Genomic DNA, 24,082 nt, shown 5'->3' with positions numbered 1-24,082 from the left:
ATAGCCCTGCCCTGAAAGGCTGATACTAAAATCACCCCAAACGTTGTTGTAAACCTAGCTAAGGTCTCGACATTATCATCGGTTTGCGCCTAGTTTGGTGCGATTTTAGCGATCAGCAGTCCTAATATTTGAATGTTCAACAGACCCTATATTCATAAGGTTATAGCTATTCAGCAACCTCATCTTGGCGACTAAAAAATTAACTATAAGTGCCCATCAACCATAGTATCGATATACAAGAGGTTAAATAGCCCAAGCTAATCGCATTCCAGCCTTCTATATGTGTGCCTTTGATCTTGTTAAATATGCGTGACCCTATCCAGAACAACAGCGGAATACCCAGCATAAATGCAGGCACGATGACCGCAGCGTGGCGTAATACTTCGCCAGTATCATCACCTACCATGAGACGAAAGCCGTAACCTGCCAAGCTTAAGACAAGCGCAAACATAGCCAAGCCAATGGTAATACCTTTGGGTACTAAGCTGCGTTGCTGCGCTGTGCTTGGCACTGGTTCAGGTGACGCTGACAAGTTGATTGAATTTTTTGTGTCCATATTTCACCTACCTTTACGGAACTTGCTGTTAGGCATCATTATAAATTATACAGCACATGTTAATACTTTTTTGCCCCAGTGGTATTGAGTCAATTTTGCTATCACGTCATACGGCAGTTATTAGCAGTCATTAATAATAATTAGCAGTCATTAATAATAATTAGCAGTCATTAACAGTCATTAGCTGTTATTGGCCAATGCAAGCTCTACACGCATGGCATTGATAGCAGCCTTATAGTCTTCTTGATTAAATATCGCAGAACCAGCGACAAACATATCAGCGCCCGCTTCAGCGATGGCTCGGATATTACTGGCTTTGACACCACCATCGACTTCTAACCTGATATCACGACCACTGGTAATGATTCGTTGACGAACTTGGCGCACCTTATCCAAAGTACCTTCAATAAACGACTGACCACCATAGCCAGGATTGACACTCATCAGTAGAATCTGATCCACTTTATCCATGACATAGTCGAGATAATGTAATGGCGTCGCTGGGTTCAATACTAAGCCACATTCAGCACCGCCATCTTTGATGAGCTGCAACGAACGATCAATGTGTCCACTGGCTTCTGGATGAAACGTAATAATACTCGCACCCGCTTCCAAAAACTGCTCAATCATACTGTCAACAGGTGACACCATTAGATGTACATCGATAGGTGCATCAATACCATAATCACGCAGCGCCTTACAAATCATACTACCAAATGTCAAATTGGGTACGTAATGATTATCCATTACATCAAAATGAATCACATCGGCACCTGACTCTAATACCTTTTCAACTTCTTCGCCTAAACGTGCAAAATCAGCTGAGAGTATCGACGGTGCAATAAGATATGGTTTAGAAGGACTGATCATAATTTGGCTACCTAATTGATGTTTAAATAAAGTATTAATAAAATAAAATTGCTGTCAGCTTTAGTCATTTCTGTTTAGATTGAGGACATGCTCTAGCGCTGTTTGTACTGGGTTTTACAATAGGCGCGCCCGACGCCAAAATCTCGTTTCGCTTGATGTTTGGTAGCACGGTTGCTCACGCGCTGACGCCATAATCGAAAGGACGACGGCTTGAGCTCTTGGCGCATGAGCTTAATCACGCCAGCTTCATTAAGACCGTAGCTATGCTCGATCGCGCCAAATGGTGTTCTGTCTTCCCATGCCATCTCTATCACTCGCGAGACTTGGGTCTCATCAAGCACTCTATCACCAGCGTCATTGATATTTTTTGCGATGAACTCATCTGAGTTAGCTTTAGAGACTTGGTTGCCATTTTCAGTAATACTGGTGCGTTGTTTATTTTTTAGAGCGGCATCCATTTCGGCTTGCATAGTCGCAAGTGCTGACTGGGCATTTTTAGACTCTGAATGGGTGTCACGTATTGAATGGGTATCACGTATTGAGTTCGCATCGGAATTAGATGCTGTTAAATCTTGATAACTTGCCATAATTTTACCTTTTAAACATTAGCGCGTGTTGAGCGGCTTAGTGAAAAGAGTTCGATATCGACGCTTAGCTAAGTTGTGCCATGCGCCAATGATGTTCGATATGGTCGTTGATAACGCTCTGAATAAAATAATAACTATGGTCATGACCTGCCTGATAACGCAATGTTAAAGGCTGCTTGGCTTTTGTACAAACGTCTTGAAGTTTGGCTGTTTGCAGCTGTCCTTCTGCTAAAAAATTATCCGCAGCGCCTTGATCGACCAAGATGCTGGCATACTGCTGACCAACCTTTTCGATCATCTTTGATGCATCTGCTTGCGACCATAGTGATTGGTCATCGCCGAAATACTCAGTATAGGCGGCTTGCCCCCATGCCGATTCACTAGCGGCACAGACGGGTGATAAGGCGGAGACACTGACAAACTTACTTGGGAATTTAAAACCTAATAATAACGCCCCATGACCGCCCATGGAGTGTCCAGTGATACCCATGCTATGGATGGGAAATTCTGAGCGCAGCAAATCGTATAGCTCATCGACGATGTAGCTTTGCATATTGAAATGCTCTGCCCACGGCTGCTGTGTGGCATCCACATAATAGCTTGCGCCCTGACCGACAAAATAGCGTTCATCGTTCGGCACTTCACTGCTGTCACCAGTTCTAGGAGAGGTATCTGGAGCGATAAATATCATACCAAGCTCGCTGCATTTTTGTTGAAAATGCGCTTTATGGGTGACGTTATCGGCATTACAGGTCAGACCCGATAGATATAAAACGGCAGGACATAACCGCCCTGCGAGCGCTTCATCTGGCAGATAAATACTGAACGTCATCGGCGTTTTCGTCGCTGTCGATTGATGACTATAGTAATGCTGCTCGCCATCAAAGCAGCGGTTCACACTCTTTTGCGTGAGCTGGCTGTTAGCAGACAAGCTTTTATTATAAGTATTATTCATGAGTAACTTCCTCTTTGTCCAAGGTAAAATAAACGATGGCCTGTAAAAAGCGCTTTATAAGGCAAAAAGCACATTGATAACAAGTCAAATAGCGCTCAAATTTTAATCAATATCACTGGTAGCATCCACTGGCAAGTTAGAGGTACTGTTGGAAGCGGTGTTTGCAGTATTACTGGGTAAAATATTAACGGTGGTAGAACCCGTATTATTCGTAAGGCTAGCGACTGGTGGACGGGTTTTATCAAACAATACTTGCTCAAACGCAGGTAGTGCCGTCTCCATTAGGCTACCAATCACCATCTGTGGCTCTGATGGCTCAAAACCCATCACACTCTCGCGCTCAGTCACTCGTAAGCGGGCGTCCTTAAATGCGGATTCAAAGCTGGTGTTTTCACGCAGGCTTTCAGCAAAAAAGGCTTGCCCAAAATAAGTCATTTCTGCCGTGTTGGTGCAGCCAAACGAAGCTTTATCAGCTGCTGAGGCAGTAATCACCACTGTGGTCGGTGAGGCCAATTCATCGATAAACGAGCCTGAGTAACACGCTGATACGACGATTACGCGCCAGCGAATACCTGAAGCATCCAAAGATTCACGCAACCAGGTAGCATCTAAATTATCTATCGCAAGTGGTGGATTCGCCAATTGCACGATATCTTCAGTACCATGGGAGGATAGCGTGAGAAACAGCACATCTTCATCGGCATTCATCTGCCGACCAATTCTTTTTAAGCCGCGCAAAATACTGGTCTTAGTCGCAATTGGTTCATCGAGCCAGCTGTACTGATTATTAATGAGTGAGAGCGAATGACCGCTGGTGCCAAAGCGCACATCGAACAGCTCACGTACTTTATTAATCTCGGAGCGAAAAACATTTTGATCAGAGAACCCAGCCACACCCATAAAGTACCAGTCAGTCTTGCCATCGATACTTGGATCAATGCCATCAAGCGCTTGTTGCAACAGACGTGGCTGCTCGTACAATGCAGCCTCTTCTAACACCGGTTCTACGGGTATTTGCTTAAATATGGGTTGATCAGCGACATTACGCTGCCAGATAGTCAATAGCGCCACTGCGCCTACCAGCACAATAATACGCTCCCACCATGGCGTACGCATGCGACGAGAAAAAATCCACAATAAGGCAAGCGTCTGCCATAAGAACAGCACTAAAAACAGAATGGGTAAAAATGAATAACTCCAGTCCGGCAGCCAACCATAACTGCCAAAAAACTGCACCAGACTTTGTAACAATGCCGACAAGGTGTCAGCAACCAACCATAGCACCACAGGCACAAAAACCAGCGCTTGATTGCCCGCTCGCCGTGCCAAAATAATACCGCTCAATAAAATAATCATCGGCCAAATGAGATAGCTGACCAATCCTTGCTCATTAAAAATACTGCCGCCTTCAGCAGCCAGCCATGAGAAAAGCACGTTGCTACCAAGTGCCAATAGCGCGAACACCGCAAACTGAATAAAGGTGGGCTTAACCCAAGAAAACGCGCGCGTTGACCCCACTAGCATCCATAAAGTTGCGATAATATTGGCAGCGAAATTGAGTGAAAAGCGCTGAAGCGATACGGTTTTTAGCGACGTAAGTGACAAAGACTTAGACCTCTAGCCAGTCGAAAGAAATAAAGTGAATCAATGATAAGTATTTTGATGCAGCAGCCGTTCAATGTTATTTATTTACATTTTTTGCGCGGCTTACACACAGCGACGTTATGTTTGATTCACTATAGAATAAGCAAAAAAACGAATAGCATGAGTCAATAGTATGGCTCGCCAATCTAACGCGATTGTAACGGATTGTCGGTCAAGAGGATAAGGCTGATTTGTAAAAAATCGCTCAAATCTGACCGAAAATCAATTAAAAAAAGGAGGCCTTGAATACAAGACCTCCTTCTGTATCAACGACTCAATACTATCTCATCAATAACTCATTGACGCGTTTTAGGTAAGCTGCTGGATCGTCTAATTGACCGCCATCCGCTAGCAATGCTTGATCAAAGATGACTTGCGCCAGCTTGTCAAAATCGACGTCAGATTGCTCGCTACCCTCTAACTTCTTAATCAATGGATGATCAGGGTTAACTTCAAGCGTTGGCTTACTCGCTGGTACATCTTGACCCATTTGCTGGAGCATTTGAATCATTTGTGGCGACAACTCACCTTCACCAACGACCAAACAGGCTGGGCTATCAACCAAGCGCGTAGACACTTTCACGTCTTTCGCACGCTCGCCTAACGCTGCTTTTAGCTTATCAACCACTGGCTTCATGGTTTCTTCTGCTTTTTCGGCTTCGGCTTTTTCGGCTTCGTCTTGCAAATCACCCAAATCAACCGCGCCTTTGGCGATATTTTGTAGCGGTGTCTCATCAAATGAGGTTACGAAGTTCATCGCCCATTCATCGACACGGCTGGTCATCAAGATAACTTCGATGCCTTTCTTCTTGAACAACTCCAGCTGTGGACTGTTCTTTGCCGCTGCCAAATTATCAGCCGTTATGTAATAGATGGCCTTTTGACCGTCTTTCATGCGCGCTTTATAGTCTTCAAAGCTGGTCGTCACACTGTCTTGTGTGCTGGTCGCATAACGTAGCAATTTGGCAATACGTTCTTGATTGCCCATATCCTCGCCCAAACCTTCTTTGATGACATCACCAAACTCAGCGTAGAACTGCGCGAACTTCTCTTGCTTATCACTGTCTTCGCTATTGGCCAAACTTGCCAGCAAGGTCAAAATACGACGTGCATTACCATCACGGATAGACTTCACATCACGTGATTCTTGCAATAGCTCGCGACTGACGTTCAGTGGTAGATCTGCTGAATCGATAACCCCTTTGACAAAGCGTAGATACATCGGTAGCAACTGCTCAGCCTCGTCCATAATAAAGACGCGCTTGACGTAAAGCTTGAGACCATGCTGCTGCTCACGAGTATATAAATCTACAGGCGCTTTTTTAGGAATGTATAGCAGCTGCGTATACTGAACGCGGCCTTCGACACGGTTATGTGTCCACGTCAGCGGTGCATCCATGTCATAGGAGATGTTTTTATAAAAATCGACATATTCCTCGTCTTCAATCTCAGAGCTTGAGCGAGTCCACAGAGCACTGGCTTTGTTGATGGTTTCCCATTCGTCAGTCAGTACCATTTCGCCGCCAGCAGAGGCTTGTGCATCAGCGCTGTCATTTTCGTCATCGGCTACATCTTCTTGCCAAACTTCTTTACGCATTTGAATCGGTAGGCTGATATGATCAGAGTATTTATTCACCAAACGCTTGATTTTGGCGCGGTCTAGATAGCTGTCTTCACCCTCAACGTACTCTTCTTTTAGATGCAAAGTGATGGCAGTACCGCGCGCGTCTTTGGTAATAGGCTCAACGGTAAAGCTGCCTGTGCCATCCGATACCCAGCGTACGCCTGTATCCGCAGGTTCACCTGCTTTGCGTGATTCAACACTGATGGTGTCAGCCACGATAAAGCCTGAATAGAAACCAACACCAAATTGACCAATCAATTGACCTTCTTGCTTTTGTGACTCAGAAAGCTTGTCTAAAAATGCTTTGGTGCCAGACTTAGCAATCGTACCTAAGTTTTCGATGGCATCCGCTTCATTCATACCAATACCATTATCGGTAAAGGTAATCGTTTTAGCATCTTCATCGATAGCAATACGAATTTTTAACTCACCATCATCTTCATAAAGACTGTCATCATTGGTGCCTTCAAAACGCAATTTATCACAGGCATCAGAGGCGTTAGATACTAGCTCACGGACAAAGATGTCAGCGTTAGAATATAGCGAGTGCGTGACCAAATGCAGTAACTGCGCCACTTCCGCTTCAAACGTATGTTTTTTTAATTCTGGATTCAGACCTTTAGCTTGAGTTGCTTCACTCATAAAACACTCCTTTGAATTCTATTAAGTACTTATTATAAAATAACGATGAACCTGCCAAGACCGCTTTAATAGCATTATCAAAGCTAGCCTGTTGGATACCGTTAAGCTGTTTATACTAATAGGGGCATAGAAGAAAATTTCAAGCGAAAAAGGGTTATTCAATAAAAAACACCGTCTTAGTTCGCTAAGGCGGTGTTTTTTGTGAGCCTTATACTCACATAATCATTTAAAAAGGCATATAGTCAAGTCTATATAAATCCGCTACATCGTCATCCTCGCTAAGCACACTAATGTATAACTTGCACTCGGTTTCCTTGTATCGAAATTATATTGAACTGACTATATTAAACTTTATTCTGAGTAAGCTTCTATTAATAAATCCCAAATAGTAGTCAATTTTTTTGAAAAACGATTGTTCTTGTTCATAGTAACCTTCATTGCAGTAATATTGTCTTGATAAACACCATTACAACTGATTACTATAATTCTGTAAAATATATTAAATACATATTTTTGTTTTGTTTTTTAAAACAATAAAATTACTCAACATTTAACGTGGCATCGGACGAATGGTCAAAATCTGCTCGCTGCGACCAAACGGCCCATATATATCGTGCAATACTGCGCTGGTCACCCCAATCCCATCAGCGCCATACTGTTGTACCGCGTCAATACCGAGCCAACGTCCTTGCGGCGCGCGATGCATATGAATCTGCAAATCAGTATTGGGAAACATCCACTCCAACGTTGATAGTCCGAGACCAAGCCGTGGCACGACGCCATTAGCAGTATCGACCATGCCCAATAAATGCACCAAATCATTCGTCGGTTCGCCCTCGACCATCTCAACATCATTGGTGATCCAAACCATACCACGCCCAGCGCGACGATCAGCATCAGTGACTAAGCGCACTGTTTTAATAAAACCACCTGGCCAACCTTTCATACCATCCCAGACCGCCAATTCTTCAGGTTGGTACTGTGCTATTTGATCCTCCAGCCCTGCAATCTCACTGGTGTCTTGAGTCATCAGGCGCCATGCACGAGCAATAATAGCATCACGGCCACGACTGCTCAGCACCGACTCAACCAGCTCAATGGTTCTACCCGGACGAATACAACGGGTAGTAACAGTAAACTCATCGAGCGGTATGAGTCCCAAAATATCGAGACTAATACGGGCAATTCTCATATTCTCTTGTGGAGCAAATCTACTAAGCTCAGCGGTTAGTAATCCTGTCGCTGGTGCCATATGCTGCTCGTGCTCATTCCAAGCGCCTTGGGCATGCTTGGTGGGCTGATAATGTGCGATCATCACACCATCGTCTTGCTGTTCACGTTTGATAAAGTTGTAATAAGCTGACATTAACCATCCTTAATGTTGTCTCAAATCTTGCTCATTCATCCAGTATTTTTTAACTGTTGTGAGAAGTGGTTATGGTTGTATAAAAAATTATGCGTTACCAGAGCGTGTTAATCACTTCCTAGTCATTTTCAGGCGTGGCTTATCTTTATTGTTTATTTAGTAAGCTCTTGCTTTCTCATATTGAGCAACGTGCGACTCTTAGCCATTATAAAAAGGAAAAAAGCCATGATGGCAATAAGCGCACCATATAAGACACTATAATCTTTCGTAAATTGTGCCGTATTAAGCATAAGCATCAATACCAAAATAACAATCACAAACATATTAATTTTCAATTGCTTATTAATGTCATCGACTGTGGCTTCGGCCAATACGAACTTTTTTTTGTGCTTTTTCATGTTACTTACCTACTTGCGTGACCGGAATACGTAAGGCTTTGGGCAGACTAAATATGACATTCTCTTCGATACCTGACAGCTCACTTGGCAAGTCACCGCCCCAATCTTGCAACTGCTGTAGCACCTCTTGAATCAATACTTCTGGCGCTGAAGCCCCTGCGGTAACACCCACATTCTCTACGCCATCAAACCAGCTACTGTCCATTTCGCTGGCGTTGTCTATCAAGTAAGCACGGCAATTCATCCGCTCTGCCAATTCACGCAAACGATTTGAGTTTGAGGAGTTTGGTGAGCCTACCACCAATACTATCTCGCAGCGACTGGCCAAATCTTTGACCGCATCTTGGCGGTTTTGGGTGGCGTAACAGATGTCATCTTTACGCGGTCCTTCGATACTAGGGAATTTGTCGCGCAGTGCATCGATGACGCGTGCCGTATCGTCCATCGACAAAGTCGTTTGGGTAACAAATGCCAAACGCTCACCATCCTGCACAGTCAGCTTTTCGACATCGGCTTCATTTTCGACCAGATGAATCTCTCCACCATGACGACGGTTAAATCGCCCCATTGTGCCCTCAACTTCAGGATGTCCAGCATGACCGATCAACACCGCATCCATACCATCTTGCGCAAATTTAGCGACTTCGATATGTACCTTAGTGACTAGCGGACAAGTGGCATCAAAGACGGTCAGGTCACGGCGAGCTGCCTCATCTTCGACCGCTTTTGAGACCCCATGCGCAGAGAAAATAACGATTGCACCATCAGGCACTTCGTGAAGCTCTTCGACAAATACCGCACCGCGATTGGCCAAATCCGAGACCACAAATTTATTGTGTACAACCTCATGACGGACATAAATAGGGGGCTCAAAGCGGGTCAATGCTTCGTTGACTATCGCAATCGCGCGATCGACACCAGCGCAAAACCCACGTGGATTGGCAAGATAAATTTGCATAAGATGGCCTATCATTAGATAATTTGTATTTATCGCTTAACGTCAAAAGCTTAACGTCAAAAGTTGGGATGCATTCAATACGCTACTTTAGCATAATTTGCTTTTATTGCCTTTTAAAATACCACCGTCCCAGTCGCTATAGAAGCAGTCGGTCTTTAAAAAAACAAAAGTGTCAAAAGCAGTTTATAATTAGGCAGTGGTTATGGTTCCTCTAACCTTACATGATGGCATTTTATATTTTTACCAGCCTTTGACGCTTTGGCGGTTCACTATCATATCTTTTCGTCTTTTCTTAGCGCACACTTTATTAGGGCACACCCCATTAGGACACTTTGTATGACAGGTTCATTATTTATTATTACCGCTGCCTCTGGTACGGGCAAGACCTCACTGGTGAAGCAGCTACTTGCCACCACCAATGACTTGACCGTCAGTGTCTCCCATACGACTCGCGTCCCGCGTCCGGGTGAAATTGATGGTCATCATTATCATTTTACCGATGTCGATAAATTTGTGACTGCCATCGGCGACAATAAATTTTTGGAGCACGCCGAAGTGTTTGGCAATTATTATGGCACCTCAGAACAAAGCGTACGTGCGCAATTAGAGGCCGGTGTCGATGTGATTTTGGAGATTGATTGGCAAGGGGCGCTACAAGTCAAAAAAATATTTACTGATGCGACGATGGTCTTTATTCTGCCCCCAAGCATTGCCACGTTACGCCAGCGCTTGTCGACTCGCGCGCAAGACACGATAGAAGTCATAGAGCAGCGCTTAGCAGGCGCAGTGACTGAGATGGCGCAATACGTGAATTTTGATTTTGTGATAATCAATGACAATTTCGAAGTCGCTTTGACTGAGCTAAAAGCCATTATCGTCGCTGATAGACAGACGCTAAAACGCCAACAGCAGCGTTATCATCGTACGATTAGCAACTTGCTAAGCAATAAAGTACAAGAGTAAGGTTATTACTGCCTGTCAGTAGGGTTTAATTTGGCAAGCAGACATAAAAAGCAACCACCTACCTAGGCAAAAAATGCTACAATGTCTAGCTATTCCCCTTTATATTTTTGATATTATTTTTATTTGAGTGACGGACCATGTCTGTGACTAATAAAAACAACCGAGGTAGCTATTTATGGCACGAGTGACGATTGAAGATTGTTTGGATAATGTTGATAATCGCTTTGAGCTGGTTTTGGTCGCAAGCAAGCGCGCCCGTCAGCTGGCCAAAGGTATCGCTGAACCGTTGGTTGAAGTCGATAACGACAAGCCTACGGTATTGGCTCTACGTGAAATTGCCGCGGGCAAAATCACTCGCGATATTCTAAATCAGCCAGAGCATAACTTTGCTACTAGCTCAATGGATTTAGCACTGTCAGGCGATCATAGCTTCTAGTAAAAGCTGTTTGACATGCAAATGCATATTGATGATAAAAACCACAGCTTATGCTGTGGTTTTTCGTTTACAACTGTATGCTTTTGGCTATCATGAAAGCCATTTACGCCCAAAATCATACCACTGGGTATAAATTTATAAGTTTTTTTCTGGCACCAACGCTTAGCAGTTGACATTGAATACGATTTACGATTAATTAGAGAGTGGTCTCGCCTTTCTACTGCTCTCTATTATAATTATTGCTCTTTTTTACAATGATCGTTTTCTTTTATAATATGGTCGCTGCAATTTAAAAGCGTGACAGCATCAACCCTGTAAACGATATGCTGGTACAGCTTGCATTCGGTTGCTTTTTTATCTATATATCCATACATCGATATTATCTTGCTTTAACGATAGATTAGTATTCATTCAGTCACCATTTACCTTAACAGGGCTTAATCAATTATAGGTAATGGAAAATAGGATCGTCACTTTATGAGTCAAACCCTTCCCAAACTCAGTCATCATCTAGTCGATGATGCTCAATATAATTTGCTCCGTTCAGTTGGCTATCTGACTGCTGCCGAACGCCGTGATATTGTTGATGCCTGTGAGTTCGGTGATATTGCGCATATTAAAGACAAGCGTAAATCAGGGGAACCTTATATCACTCATCCGATTGCGGTCGCTGAAATATTGGCAGGTTTTCGTTTAGATCGGGATACGATTATTGCAGCGATTTTACATGATACCGTCGAAGATACCGACGTTAGCGATGAGCAAATCGAGCAACGTTATGGCAAAGTGGTTGCTAGACTGGTTGATGGCGTCACCAAATTAAAATCTTCGACCCATAATAAGCAACAAAATAAAGCGGCGACTTTTCATAAAATCCTGACGGCTACCCTTGCTGACCCAAGGGTGTTAATCATTAAGCTTGCCGACCGCTTACACAATATGTCGACGCTGGATGCGGTACGTCCTGAAAAACAGCGCACGACGGCGCAAGAGACGTTAGATTTTTATGTGCCATTTGCCCGTCTGATGGGTCTCAATGACATTGCTGATTATATTGAGGTGCTGTGTTATCGCAATCTTGATTCTGGTATGTATAACAAGATTTCAGATAAGCTGCTGCAACATGGGCTGGGACGTAATTTTCAAAGAGAGGCTATTCATAGCTATCTGACTATTGTTTTAAACAACTTAGGGCTCAATGGCCTCGTCAAAGTATTAGACAATCGCGTGGTGATATATCGACAGTTTTTCCGAAATCGCGGTGAGATTAATGCGCTGCTTCGTCACTATGCTTTTGAGATTGTGCTCGACAATATTGAAGCTTGCGACAAACTGGCTTATTACCTCATCAAAAAATATCAAATCGATGATACCCATATCGCTGACAATATTCGTCGCCCACTACCGGGTGGTAATCAATCATTGACCCTTATTTATGAGCGGGATAATGATTTTGTAAAAGTCACTATTTTGACCAAGCAAATGCAAAATGCAGCAAGGCTTGGTGTTATCGGGGCAGAACACGCCTCCGATGTCAGTCAATCAGTCATTCAGGCGTCACTACGCAATATGAAAGACTTGGTCGATGAAGACAGCTTAAATCAAAACAGTCCTGACTTTACTGCTGCTGTCTCGACGATTAGCGAGCTGATGGATTACCTGCATTCAAGCAAGATTATTTGTTATAGTCCCAAAGGTCGCGCTTATGAGCTATCACAAGGAGCCACAGCGCTTGATTTTGCTTATGCTGTTGGACCTATGGTTGGTAATGTGGCCGTCGGTGCCAATATCGATGGCAACAAAGCCAAGTTGGGCACGGTGGTCAAAAACGGGCAATTGGTCGAAATTGAAGTAAATAGCCACTCAGAGCCAAAGGCAGAATGGCTCGGGTTTGTCGTGACCAATAAAGCCCGTGAAGAGATTTTACGCTGGTTTAAGGATTTATCTGCTGCTGATAAACAGCATCATGGTCAACAAGCCTTGGATCGCGCGCTAAAGACCTATCAAAAAAGCCTCGATGATTTAACGGACAGCGATTGGAAAAACTTGACAGAATGGCGTGGTCTGACAGAAAAAAATGCGCTATTTGAACAGATTAGCTCGGGCACACTACTACCACAACTGGTGGTCACTCGCTTATTTAGCGACGAAGTCAGTGACTTGCAGGCTAAAGAACAAAATGATGATGATGCCCAACCGCAACAATTGATTGTCAATGCCTCAGGGGTAGAGCTTGATTTTGCCAATTGCTGCCATCCGATCTACGGCGACCCTATCGTTGGTCATTTATCCCGTCATGGCTTGGTGGTACATCGCCATAAATGCTTCTCGCTCGATGATATTCGTAAGGACAACCCTTATCAAGTGATACAGCTGCGCTGGCGCAATGATAAAGCAATCAAACAAAATGAGTCCGGCGAGCACGCTAGCAAAGTCCGTTTTTCGGCTTATTTGAAGCTGTCTCTTGCCCTCAGCGACGAACAAATTAGTGAGGTTATCTACCATCTACGCCAATTAAATATGGGGGTGGAAACGGTCGATGTGCGCCATACTGACACTATCATTCATATTGTGGTGCGTAGTCGCAATCATTTAGCACAAGGTATTCGCGAACTGCGCTCGCTGCTGGGCTTTCCCAATATCATGCGACTCTATCAGCTGTAGATAGAAGTGTTAAATACCCTTACTTTTAATCTCGAATTTTCAGAACAACCTAAAACAATGATAAACTTTGCTACTTCGTTTTTAGTCAGTAAATCCAATCAATCAAACGAAAAAAATACCTTAAGGATATAATATGACCCGTCAAACCATTCAAACTGATAAAGCCCCTGCCGCTGTTGGCACTTACTCACAAGCCGTCAAAGTCGGTAACACCGTTTATATTTCAGGACAGTTAGGTTTCGACCCTGAAACCATGGAGTTGAGAGAAGGTTTTAAAGCACAGGCTGAGCAAGTGTTCGAAAATATCAAAGCTATCTGTGAAGCAGCTGGCGGCAGTCTAAATGACGTGGTTAAATTCAATGTATCTTTGACAGACTTAAGTGATTTTGCCGTTTTAAATGAAGTGTTCGTGGCCAACCTATCCGAGCCATACCCTGCCCGCGCAGCCGTACAAGTCGCTGCTCTACCAAAAGGTGGTGTGGTCGAAATTGAGTCTATTCTATATATTGAATAATCTTGAGCCTCATCACACTCAATTCTTAAGTAATTGAGCAAAAATAACGGTTGTTAGCGTAAGCCCAAATATCACTATTTGGGCTTACTATTATTCTCATTATTTAAATACCCAAACAATAGAGATGTATTTTATGTTGGTACAAGTTGCTCTGCCCGTGCCCCTTTATCGGGTGTTTGACTATAGCTTACCGGCAGATATGAATGCTTTGCCAGATAATAACTCACCATGGATACCGCCAATTGGTAGCCGCGTCGAGGTGTCCTTTGGTCGTCAAACCTTAATCGGTATCGTGGTCGCTCATATCGCTGAAGCGGATAGCAGCGTACCGATGAAAAAACTCAAACCTATTAATAAGTGCCTAGATGCCGAGCCGATTTTGGATGCCAGCATGTTAAAGCTGGCTTATTGGCTGGCAAGCTATTACCACTATCCGCTTGGTGATGTGTTAGCTGTCATCTTGCCCAGCCTCGTTCGTCAAGGCAAGCCGCTAGACTTGCTGATTACGCACTGGCGAATTTTGCCGCATATCGCTGATGGTGATTTTCGTGCCAATGCCAAAAAGCAGAAGCAACAATTTGATATGCTTAAGCTACACGGAGAGCGCGGTGCGAGCGAAGATGTGCTGCTGTTAGAAGGCATGCAGCGCAGTTTTTTAAAAACGCTGGAAGATAAAGGCCTTATCGAGCGCTATATTGAGCCAAAACAAGCACCTGCTCCTGTCAAACTCGCAAAAATGCCACTCGATCTCAATGATGAGCAAGCGCTTGCCGTTGCGGCTATTGTTGCGGCGCACGAAGCTGAGCGCTACACGGGGGTTTTACTGAACGGCATTACTGGTAGTGGCAAGACCGAAGTTTATCTGCAAGCGATGCAAGCCGTATTAGAAGCGGGCAAGCAGGTTTTGATTTTAGTACCGGAGATTGGTTTGACCCCGCAGACGCGCGCGCGCTTTGCCAGTCGTTTTGCTGCCCATATTGTCTTGCTACACTCCGGCATGACCAACACTCATCGCTTACAAGGCTGGCAAGATTGCCGCACTGGTCATGCTCAAATCATTATTGGGACGCGCTCAGCGGTGCTATATCCCTTTGCTGATTTAGGACTTATCGTCGTCGACGAAGCACATGATGGTTCTTATAAGCAGCAAGATACTCTACGTTATCATGCCGCTGACGTCGCGCTTTATCGCGGCCTGCAATGCAACATTCCCGTCGTACTTGGTACCGCGACCCCGTCTCTTGAGCATTTAAAACTGGTCGATGACGGCAAATTAGTAGAATGCCAACTACAGACTCGCCCTGGCAATGCAAAGCCTGCAACCATGCAACTGATTGATGCGCGCCTGCAAAGCACCCATCAACAGACTCAAGATGATGGCGCACGCTATGATACGGGGCTGACAGATGCGTTAATTGGCGCGATACGGCAAACGCTCGAAGCGGGCGATCAAGTATTGATATTTTTAAATCGTCGTGGCTATGCGCCAGTTTTGCTATGCGAGGCTTGTGGTTGGCAGGCAGATTGTCCACGCTGTGATGCGCATTTAACCGTTCATTATAATAGTCAATCGCAACCTAATTCCTATTCAAGCAGCTCGTACTTAAAATGCCATCATTGCGATTGGCAAGCCTATATTCCCACCGTTTGTCCTGATTGCGGCAGTCAAAACCTAGATGCCAAAGGGATGGGTACCACAAGACTCAGCGAAAACCTGCACGCGATTTTTGCCAATCCGCAAACCAGTAAAGAGTTGTATCCCATTATCCAAATCGATCGTGATACGACCAGACGTAAAGACAGCTGGGAGAATATCTATCAGCGTATTAATGAAGGCAAGCCTGCTATCTTAGTCGGCACGCAAATGGTCGCCAAAGGCCATCATTTTCCCAATGTTACCTTGGTCTGTTTGCCCAATGCTGATCGTGGCTTTTTATCCGCCGACTTTCGCTCACCAGAACATACTGCACAGCTGATGATTCAGGTAGCTGGTCGTGCTGGACGCGGTGATAAGTCTGGTCGTGTATTGATTCAAACGCTGCAGCCAGATAATGAGCTGTTATTAAAGCTAGTGAAAGATGGTTATCTGTCCTTTGCTCGCGAGCTATTGCAAGAGCGTAAAATGATGGGGTTACCGCCGCATAGCCATGCTGCCCTGATACGCTGCGAAGGCAAAACGCTTGCCGCTACGACGCAAGCATTGAAAGATGCGATTGCAAGTCTACCTAATGGCCATAATCTTGCTGTGCTTGGTCCTATCGACGCACCGATGAGCAAGAAGAACAGCCGCTACCATGCACAATTGCTACTGCTAGCTAAAGATCGACGACAGTTACATCAGGTATTAAATCAATGGTGGCAACCAGTACTCACCTTGCCAAGCGCCAAATATCTGAAGCTTACTTTAGACGTCGATCCTGTCGGTTGGTGATGCCCAATTCCTAATCGTGATCCTTTAACTACAATCATCGCACTATAGCTCGCCATTACTAAAGAACGCTATTCAAAATTGGTCATTCATCGTTTACCGCCTAGGGCGTGTCATCAATTAGATTGTGAGGCTTAAAATGAGAAAAATTACAGATAAACAAGGAAGAAATAGCCGCTAATATGAACATATTGGCAAAATTTCTGACGATGTTTAGCAAAATTTAGCCATTTTAAGACCACTAAATATATAAATGTGCTAATTGATGACACGCCCTAGATACAGCAAGCATTTATTAAATGTGCTAAATTCTGTATATCTGTCTGGTTTATGCACAGCAAACCCAGCTTTATAAATCATCCATTTTACTTTCTATCATCCTGAGTGTTGTTATGAGTCAAAATAATTCAAACCCTGAACGAAGTAACCATTCTCATCAGAGCGATGCTGATATGCCTGAACCTCTGCTTCAAGATAATGAGAGCAATTACACTCATGACAAGCAAGACACTCACGACCACGATGAACACTTAGAACAGACCACGGCACCGCGCGATACCAAAGGCTATCAGCGCACTTTACTGTTTAGCTTTATTATAATCACTGGCTACATGTTTATCGAAGCGATCGGTGGCTGGCTCACCGGTAGTTTGGCACTATTATCCGATGCCGGTCATATGCTCAGCGATGCGGTGGCCCTTGGCGCGACGTTAATGGCGTTCAAAATTGGTGAAAAAGCAGCGACTCATCAAAAGACCTTTGGTTATAAGCGCTTTGAGATTTTGGTGGCGGGGGTGAATGGCGCTACTTTGGTCATTATCGCACTGATGATTTTTTATGAAGCGATTAAACGATTTAATTCACCGCCTGACATTGCTACTCAAGGGATGCTTATCATTGCGACCATCGGCATGCTGATTAATATTTTAGTCGCTTGGTTGATGCACCGAGGTAGCCACGCTGAAAATGAGCATAGCCACGGCGCCAGTACAGACAAAGCATCTGATAGCAAAGCACCAGTGAATCTGAATATGCAAAGTGCTTATTTACATGTCTTGAGCGACTTGATGGGTTCGGTTGCGGCTATTATTGCCGCGTTACTAATGATAGGTTTTGGTTGGTTGTGGGCAGATGCAGCGGCGTCAGTCATCGTTGCCATCCTGATTTTAATCAGCGGTTACCGCGTCGTACGCGATTCAGTCCATATATTGATGGAAGGCACGCCAGAAGGTATATCGCTAGTCAATGTGGAGCAAAAACTGATCGCCCATCCTCAAGTACACAAGGTACACGACCTGCACGTTTGGAGTATCACCAGCGGCTTAAATGCACTGTCTTGTCACGTTGTCGTCGATGGAGAAATGAGTATTCACGAATCGAGTCTGCTGATTGAGGATCTGGAAAAAAGCTTGTTAACACTTGGCATTCATCATGCGACTATTCAGGTCGAAAGCTTATCGCATCTGCAAACAGCTACCCATAGCGATGCGTTAGTCTGTGACATCTCCGAGCGAGCCGTTGATAATGGGGGTCATATTGGTCACAATCATTGAGCAGCTATATTAGAGTCTGTCAATAACGCTACTCAGCAAAATCTGTATGCTGTATTAATATTAAGATTAAGCGATGCTAATTAATACTAAGCCAACTCTTCATATGGCTGCTATATTGGCAACTCTCATTAAAATTTGCTCAATCACTTTAAAAAAATAAAGTGCCAGTAAGTTTATATGGTTATAATAACTATCAATTAATGATAAATGATCAATTCAAACCCTATTGAACATTGGCAAACATACTTATTAGTATCTTTTTAATTTATTCATTGATGATATACCACTATGTCTAGACGCTCAGCACCTTTTGTCGCCCCAGACTATATCGACGACCCTACCTCAAAAGATGGCAAAAAACACGCCAAGGTTTTGCTATCAACCCTGCAAGAAGACATCGCCAGCTTTCGTGATGCGCAATTTCCACCTGATATTTTGCGACAAGTTCGCGACATGCCTATCTATGAAGGCAATTTAGCAGAAGTCAAAGCCTATCAACAGCGTTGGCAGACTCTGCTCGAACGCGCGATGGCCTTTTATCCTGCGGCCAATCTACCACCTGATTATCTGCCGCTACCAGCTAGCCTCGAAATACCGCAGTTTATTTATCATGTGCAACGACTGCATCTAACCAAAACTCACGCTAAAGAATCTAAAAGTTTTGGCTCAGTCGGTGCACTTACGGATAAATGCGGGGATTACAGCGCTGATGAGATTGCGCGTATGGCAGCCGTATTTGATAACGACGATGAGGCTCGTTTGGTCGCTCATCGTGAATTTATTGATTTGCGTGCGTACGTCTTTTGTCGCGATAATAAAGGTGAGATGTTAGAGCCTGAGCGCGTACGCTTTTATCGTACTGGACTCATTGTCCACGCTTTGCCCAATTTTAAAATGATAGACAGTCGGCAGACACCGCGTAAGCGTCGTAATGATGCTTATAACAATCCGCTTGCCGATAATGGCGTGTGGAAGATTTATCGCAAAAAATAACGTATGCTCGCGTTATTTATTATTGTCCTTCTTGTTTTATATTGACTGTTTTACATTGCTTATTTTATTGCCAATTTTGAGGATTTCAGATGTTCGCTGCCGCCGCCGGCTCACCAAATTTAATGTTACAAGCTACGATTTTCTTGGGAGCCGCGCTGCTCTTTGTACCCCTTGGCAAACGCTTTGGTATTGCGACCGTCCTTGGTTATTTGATCACCGGACTGATATTAGGGCCTAGTGCGCTAGATGTAGCGGGCGATGCTGAGAGCTTATTACATTTTTCTGAATTTGGCGTGGTGATGCTGCTCTTCATCATTGGTCTTGAGCTCCAGCCTTCACGGCTTTGGGCGCTGCGCCGCTCAATATTCGTCCTTGGTGGCTTGCAAGTCGGTCTTTCCGGCACCTTATTGATGGGTATCCTATATCAATTTTTCTCCTTACAACTCGATACTGCTTTTATCGTCGGTTTCGGCTTGGCGCTCTCTTCTACCGCTTTTGTGCTACAAATACTGACTGAAAAACAGCAGCTGTCTAGTACCCATGGGCGTGAAGCGTTTACCATCTTGTTATTCCAAGATATTGCCGTGATTCCTTTATTAGCGGTCATTCCGTTTTTGTCAGGGGTGCGCGAGCAGAGCTACGACTTAATCTATTTTGGCAAGGTTTTCGCCGTTTTCGCTGGACTGATTTTTGCCAGCCGCTATGTGGTTCGACCTTTCTTTAAATTTGTCGCCTCTAGTGGTGCGACAGAATTACTGACTGCGGTCGCACTATTTATCGTCATGGGTGTCTCTATCTTGATGGGTCAAATTGGTCTATCGATGGCGCTTGGCGCATTTTTGACTGGCGTATTGCTGGCAGATTCGGAGTACCGTCACGAGTTAGAAGCCAGTATCGAACCCTTTAAAGGATTGCTATTGGGGCTATTCTTTATGTCAGTCGGTATGTTGACTGATGTCAAACTCATTTTGGCCAAGCCCATCTTTATTATCGGCTGTGCGATGGCATTGATGTTTATCAAATTCGGTGTGGTCACCGCTATCGCAAAAATATCTGGCAATCGATGGCCAACCAGTATCAGATTGGGGGTGACTCTCGCTCAAGGGGGTGAATTTGCGTTTGTCTTGTTCAGTGTGGCCACCGCCCAAAACGTTCTGCGACCTGAGCTAGCAAACACCCTAAATCTCATTGTGACCATCTCTATGGCGCTGACGCCATTGGCATTCTTACTATTAGAAAAAATAGGAGAGCCATTATTTGCCAAAAGCAAACCCAGCCGTGAGTACGACACCATTCCCGATCATGAGCATCAGGTCATTATCGCGGGCTTTGGCCGTGTCGGTCAGATTATCGGTCGTGTATTACGCATGCATAATATCGAATTCACGGCCATCGAACGCTCTGCCAATCGGGTGGATTTTGTCCGTCGCTTTGGTAACCAAGTTTATTATGGTGATCCAAAAAACCCTGAAATATTACGTGCCGCTGGTATCAAAAAAGCACGTGTGTTTATTCTTGCCATTGACGACTTAGAGCGCTCTATTACCACCGCTCAATACTTACGTAAGAACTACCCTGATTTAATCGTCTTGGCACGAGCGCGTGATCGTCAGCATTATTATCGCCTCCGTGAAGTTGGTGTGCGTCATATTTGGCGTGAGACTTATTTATCGTCGTTAGATATGTCGCGTGAGTCCTTGCAGCTGCTCGGCATCTCTCCAGAAAAAGCACGCGAAACTGTACAGACTTTCCGTGATTATGATGACGACTTGATTGAACGTCAGCAAGCCATCTATGATGATGAAGCTAGCCTGATTGAATCAGTACAATCATCAATGGCAGAGCTTGAAAGCTTATTTGATGAGGATATTGGTAAGGCGCGTAAGATGGATTTGAGTGAGTTTTCTGACGCCCTAAAAAACCAAGCGACGCCCGTTGATGAAAAAAACGATATCGTTCCTGACCCCAAAGCTTAAACACATTTTTTAATCCGTTGAGCAGTTTGGCGGCGCCAGTTTTTCGTTTAGCGAGCTGGTGCATTGCCAACTATCGCCATCTTCCACATGATAGAAAGCCACTGTTTGCTCATTGAGATAACGCAGTGGGAATTTAACATCATGAATCGTTCCTATGACAGCACAATCTGTTTTAGGAACGCCCGGCACTTGAGTGTCAATACGCACCAGCACTTGCGGGTCGTCTATGTTAAATGGCAAATCAATGGGACACTGCCCAGTCTGTTGGTAAATGACAGCCACACGATTCTGCGTCGTTTTGGTGATGTCATAAGCATTGAATAATATTTCATTGGCTTTTGGCTTCGCGATAATAGGTAAAAACTGCACCTTAATCACCAGTAAGGCGAAAGCAAAAAGCCCAAAACCCAATCCCAAACCAAATAAGCTCACCCCACCCTCTCGGCGCAGATGTGCTTGCTGCGCCGCCTCGTCTCGCGGATGATCCTCAATCGCATCAGCGATTTCTCGCCGTGCCATACGGTAGTAATAAGCGTCTGTCCAACGCGCCACCATACACGCCCAATATAGCCAAATCATCGCAGCAACACCTAGCCGCGTTGCCATTTGATACGCATCAGGAATATAAGACATCGCCACAAATTCAAAGACAACCAACACAATCGCAATATTAAGCTGAATAAAAGACCAACCTGCCACGCTATAGACGATCGCATCCATATAGCGCTTGCGATATAGCAGCCAAGGAAAAGTAATAAAAAACGCAGCCCAGTGCCATTTTGGTGATAAATAGCCTTGCTTATCAAACTCCGCGAAGCGCTTGAGATAATAGCGTTGGGTACGATGACCGATAAACCATTTATCCAACTGCTCACGCTTGGCAGCAGTCAGCTGTTCTTGGTAAAAAGGTGGCGGTGAATCCGTCTCGATAAATAACATAGCAGTAGGCTCTCGATAAAAAGCGTATCAATAATCACTGTAAGATACTTTTTTCAGCGAATAATTAGATTAAATACACTCTTTATATTCTTCATTAATATTTCATATTTATAGAATATCTTTAGTATAAACTGATGCAAAAGCCAATCATAGAGCGACTAAGCTCTTGTCCTTATTTGATTCGTGAGCATCTCATGTCTACACTCAAGCGCAATATAATCATAACCATTATGATTATTACCGTTCTAATCGCTACTGCTATAACCCTTATCATCATTAATGTCAGTGCCATATCTGACCCTTATAAAAATGAGCTAGGTTTTGATCAAAGTACCTTTGTAGGTCAATGGCCATTTACCGCCGATAGTGTGGTAATAAGATGTGATAAAATTAATGACAAATCAATTGTTTCTATAATAACCCTCAGTGGAGAGCGTTATATGCTCAATGCTGATTCAAATACAGACATCGATAAGCCGCCAATGAAAATACTCAGTGCAAAAGATACAATCTGGCGTGATACTGAGACAGATACTGAAACAGATAAGAACTATTTATCATCTGCTGACGCCAAAGTTTCTACGGACGATATCATCGATGCCGGTTTAAAATTATGTACGAAAGCTTAGAAAATGTTTGAAAGGAGAGTGAAAGCGGTTTACGCCATCAGCAACTGCCTGATAATTGAACGTTCACACTTGCTCATATTTAACCTATAATACGCTCATATTCGCAACTTTATAAAGTCTTAGTAACCCTATGAACCAATCCTCTAATCCCGATAACTCAAATGATATAAATCAAGTGGCTGAGCCTAATACTGCCATTGAGACCGTTTCGCAAAATGATAAACATATTCGTATTGTGAATACTTTTATGAAACGGCGCACGCACATGAATAAGAACGCCGAGCTGGCTCTCACTGATCCAGAGTTTGCTGACTACTTGGTTAATAACAGCTTCGGTGACGGCAATCTTGATGGTATCGATGACTTGCGCGTACTATTCGCCGATACGCCCAACGGTATTGATGCGCCGCTTACTGTAGAGATTGGTTTTGGACTGGGTGACTCATTCATTGAGATGGCAGCTGCCGAGCCGACGCGTAACTTTGTGGGTGTTGAAGTACACGAGCCAGGTATCGGTAAATGTGCTTATATGGCAGGTACAAAGGGTTTAAGTAACGTCAAAATCATTAACGGCGACGCCATCCAATTGCTCAAGCAGCTTCCAGAAAATCATATCGACCGTATTCAGCTCTACTTCCCTGATCCATGGCAAAAAAAGCGCCATTATAAGCGTCGTTTTGTCAGCCCTGAGCGTATGGCGATGGTCACGCGCAGTTTAAAACAAGGTGGCTGGTTCCATACGGCAACCGACTGGGAGCATTATGCCTTTTGGATGGTTGAGGTTTTAGACGGTTTTTCAGGACTCACCAATCAAGCGGGTGCAGGCAACTTTACTGACCGCCCTGACTTTCGTCCAATGACCAAGTTTGAGCGCCGCGGTTTAGAGCGCGGGCATGGTGTCTGGGATTTAATCTATATTAAAGAGTAAGCCTCATCGCGTTACCCTTAATGATTTTTGACAAAGCGGCTAAGACATTTAGCCGCTTTTTTATGCAGCTGGTATTACCCACCCTCATTTTATCTAGATATATTCAGTATTTAATCAGCCAAACCCTCTGTTTGAGACGCTTTGAAGAATTTTATTTATTAAATTTACAGAGCAGCAATATGTGAAACATAGCAATTTTGACGAAATTGCCAGATGAAAAAATAGTTGCATGATGGCACAAAACATATAATTGAATGATTCGCTGACACTATACATTCAGGCAAACATTGGCACTATAAGGGCTGCACGAGTTCTCCCCATAAGCTGTGGATAACCCTGTGTATAAGTCGCTACTTGACAAGAATTTTCCTAGGTAGCTTAAAGGGTTAGGTAAAATCGTTCATTTTTTGTACAATTTAAAAACCTATATTATTCAATAACTTATATGGAAATTTAAAT

20 protein-coding genes are annotated in these 24,082 nt (G+C 44.0%); 10 read left to right on the top strand and 10 right to left on the bottom strand.

Annotated features, from left to right (window positions below; all coding sequences use genetic code 11):
* Positions 1 to 199 precede the first annotated feature (199 nt).
* From JMY08_RS13245 to ispH, 9 genes are all read right to left on the bottom strand, one after another.
* Positions 200 to 556, bottom strand: a complete 357-nt coding sequence (locus JMY08_RS13245) for a hypothetical protein (protein ID WP_201593678.1) — start codon at positions 554 to 556, stop codon at positions 200 to 202.
* A 180-nt stretch (positions 557 to 736) separates the two neighbouring features.
* Entirely contained in the window at positions 737 to 1,426 is a 690-nt protein-coding gene (gene rpe / locus JMY08_RS13240; RefSeq protein ID WP_201593677.1) for a ribulose-phosphate 3-epimerase, read from the bottom strand.
* A gap of 92 nt (positions 1,427 to 1,518) precedes the next feature.
* Positions 1,519 to 1,767, bottom strand: coding sequence for a TIGR03643 family protein (locus tag JMY08_RS14090; RefSeq protein WP_227676205.1), 249 nt, complete (start codon positions 1,765 to 1,767; stop codon positions 1,519 to 1,521).
* Positions 1,768 to 2,077: 310 nt separating this feature from the next.
* Positions 2,078 to 2,968: an S-formylglutathione hydrolase gene (gene fghA / locus JMY08_RS13230; RefSeq protein WP_201593675.1), complete on the bottom strand. Its 891-nt coding sequence runs from the start codon at positions 2,966 to 2,968 to the stop codon at positions 2,078 to 2,080.
* Positions 2,969 to 3,070: 102 nt separating this feature from the next.
* Complete coding sequence (locus JMY08_RS13225; protein ID WP_201593674.1) at positions 3,071 to 4,573, bottom strand: C13 family peptidase; 1,503 nt, start codon at positions 4,571 to 4,573, stop codon at positions 3,071 to 3,073.
* A gap of 319 nt (positions 4,574 to 4,892) precedes the next feature.
* Positions 4,893 to 6,878, bottom strand: coding sequence for a molecular chaperone HtpG (htpG, locus tag JMY08_RS13220; RefSeq protein ID WP_201593673.1), 1,986 nt, complete (start codon positions 6,876 to 6,878; stop codon positions 4,893 to 4,895).
* 550 nt (positions 6,879 to 7,428) lie between these two features.
* Positions 7,429 to 8,244 (bottom strand): thioesterase family protein, encoded by an 816-nt coding sequence (locus JMY08_RS13215; protein WP_201593672.1) that lies wholly within the window; start codon positions 8,242 to 8,244, stop codon positions 7,429 to 7,431.
* A 152-nt stretch (positions 8,245 to 8,396) separates the two neighbouring features.
* The gene (locus JMY08_RS13210; RefSeq protein ID WP_194619318.1) at positions 8,397 to 8,642 is read right to left on the bottom strand and encodes a hypothetical protein; all 246 of its coding nucleotides are present in this window, start codon (positions 8,640 to 8,642) and stop codon (positions 8,397 to 8,399) included.
* A gap of 1 nt (position 8,643) precedes the next feature.
* On the bottom strand, positions 8,644 to 9,600 hold the full coding sequence (ispH, locus tag JMY08_RS13205) for a 4-hydroxy-3-methylbut-2-enyl diphosphate reductase (protein ID WP_201593671.1): 957 nt from the start codon (positions 9,598 to 9,600) through the stop codon (positions 8,644 to 8,646).
* Positions 9,601 to 9,936: 336 nt separating this feature from the next.
* On the opposite strand from ispH, the gene gmk reads away from it, so the two are divergent.
* The 8 genes from gmk (at position 9,937) to JMY08_RS13165 (ending at position 21,127) form a co-directional block, all read left to right on the top strand.
* Positions 9,937 to 10,563, top strand: a complete 627-nt coding sequence (gene gmk / locus JMY08_RS13200) for a guanylate kinase (protein WP_189585402.1) — start codon at positions 9,937 to 9,939, stop codon at positions 10,561 to 10,563.
* Positions 10,564 to 10,738: 175 nt separating this feature from the next.
* Complete coding sequence (rpoZ, locus tag JMY08_RS13195) at positions 10,739 to 10,999, top strand: DNA-directed RNA polymerase subunit omega (RefSeq protein WP_010201435.1); 261 nt, start codon at positions 10,739 to 10,741, stop codon at positions 10,997 to 10,999.
* A 477-nt stretch (positions 11,000 to 11,476) separates the two neighbouring features.
* On the top strand, positions 11,477 to 13,663 hold the full coding sequence (locus JMY08_RS13190; RefSeq protein WP_010201436.1) for a RelA/SpoT family protein: 2,187 nt from the start codon (positions 11,477 to 11,479) through the stop codon (positions 13,661 to 13,663).
* 133 nt (positions 13,664 to 13,796) lie between these two features.
* The gene (locus JMY08_RS13185) at positions 13,797 to 14,177 is read left to right on the top strand and encodes a RidA family protein (protein ID WP_010201437.1); all 381 of its coding nucleotides are present in this window, start codon (positions 13,797 to 13,799) and stop codon (positions 14,175 to 14,177) included.
* 133 nt (positions 14,178 to 14,310) lie between these two features.
* The gene (locus JMY08_RS13180) at positions 14,311 to 16,608 is read left to right on the top strand and encodes a primosomal protein N' (RefSeq protein ID WP_201593670.1); all 2,298 of its coding nucleotides are present in this window, start codon (positions 14,311 to 14,313) and stop codon (positions 16,606 to 16,608) included.
* Positions 16,609 to 17,057: 449 nt separating this feature from the next.
* Positions 17,058 to 18,158 (top strand): cation diffusion facilitator family transporter, encoded by a 1,101-nt coding sequence (locus tag JMY08_RS13175; protein ID WP_413786703.1) that lies wholly within the window; start codon positions 17,058 to 17,060, stop codon positions 18,156 to 18,158.
* Between the two features lie 288 nt (positions 18,159 to 18,446).
* Positions 18,447 to 19,151 (top strand): hypothetical protein, encoded by a 705-nt coding sequence (locus JMY08_RS13170; RefSeq protein WP_189585413.1) that lies wholly within the window; start codon positions 18,447 to 18,449, stop codon positions 19,149 to 19,151.
* 89 nt (positions 19,152 to 19,240) lie between these two features.
* Entirely contained in the window at positions 19,241 to 21,127 is a 1,887-nt protein-coding gene (locus JMY08_RS13165; protein ID WP_201593669.1) for a monovalent cation:proton antiporter-2 (CPA2) family protein, read from the top strand.
* A 9-nt stretch (positions 21,128 to 21,136) separates the two neighbouring features.
* On the opposite strand, the gene JMY08_RS13160 is transcribed toward JMY08_RS13165, so the two are convergent.
* Positions 21,137 to 22,066, bottom strand: a complete 930-nt coding sequence (locus JMY08_RS13160) for a DUF2628 domain-containing protein (RefSeq protein ID WP_201593668.1) — start codon at positions 22,064 to 22,066, stop codon at positions 21,137 to 21,139.
* Positions 22,067 to 22,296: 230 nt separating this feature from the next.
* Between JMY08_RS13160 and JMY08_RS13155 the strand changes: the two genes are divergently transcribed.
* A complete protein-coding gene (locus tag JMY08_RS13155) occupies positions 22,297 to 22,695 on the top strand; it encodes a hypothetical protein (RefSeq protein ID WP_201593667.1) in 399 nt (132 codons plus the stop codon).
* 130 nt (positions 22,696 to 22,825) lie between these two features.
* Positions 22,826 to 23,623: a tRNA (guanosine(46)-N7)-methyltransferase TrmB gene (gene trmB / locus JMY08_RS13150; RefSeq protein WP_227679688.1), complete on the top strand. Its 798-nt coding sequence runs from the start codon at positions 22,826 to 22,828 to the stop codon at positions 23,621 to 23,623.
* Positions 23,624 to 24,082: the final 459 nt, after the last annotated feature.

Origin of the sequence: Psychrobacter sp. Pi2-51, assembly GCF_904846665.1 — a bacterium.
GTDB classification, from domain to species: Bacteria; Pseudomonadota; Gammaproteobacteria; order Pseudomonadales; family Moraxellaceae; genus Psychrobacter; species Psychrobacter glaciei.
This window is presented reverse-complemented; position numbering and strand designations above follow the sequence as displayed.